The sequence below is a fragment of the Pseudomonas sp. MD195_PC81_125 genome, assembly GCF_014060985.1.
Classification (GTDB): domain Bacteria; phylum Pseudomonadota; class Gammaproteobacteria; order Pseudomonadales; family Pseudomonadaceae; genus Aquipseudomonas; species Aquipseudomonas parakoreensis.
Window position 1 is genome coordinate 1 of sequence record NZ_JABULD010000996.1, and the last position, 550, is coordinate 550.

General features: G+C 38.7%; 1 pseudogene. It reads right to left on the minus strand.

Annotated features, from left to right (window positions below):
- Positions 1 to 353: 353 nt before the first annotated feature.
- Positions 354 to 550: pseudogene (locus HT737_RS31535) on the minus strand (hypothetical protein); the annotation flags it as partial.

Sequence of the window (550 nt, forward strand, 5' to 3'; positions counted from 1 at the left end):
TTTCACCCCAAATGAACTCATCATCTATATTGATTTCGACATCAAGTTTTTTATTTGCTTTAGGGGGTGAGTCTTTACATACTGACAAGCCTTTTCCATAGGGCGTTGAATATTCGACAAGTTATTTTATTGTGCTGTGCTTTTAACTATGCTTGCTATCGTAATAACCATTTATTTTGTTTCTGGTAGTGCTCGTATTACAGTGTTGTCGATATTCATTACATGTTTATCAGATCTAGTTGGGTGATATCACCCTGACAGTTGGGCTCATATTTTCAGGTCGAAAAATGGGGGCAAGCCGGAAGATAAATCTGTTCCCTTCCGGTTGGCCAGTAACCTGACGTTGGGTGTATTTACTGGGTGCAATCACTGGTATGAACGCAGCCATGATCATCCATATAGATTAGGACTTTTAAATTGTTGTCGGCTATCCAGAATGGAAACCCAGTCGTTTCGGAAAATAGCATTTTAAGATCTGCAGAGGTTTCTAGCTTCCAAGCATGAATCTTACTGTCTTGAACTATTAGGAACGGTTTTTCAAATTTGAATT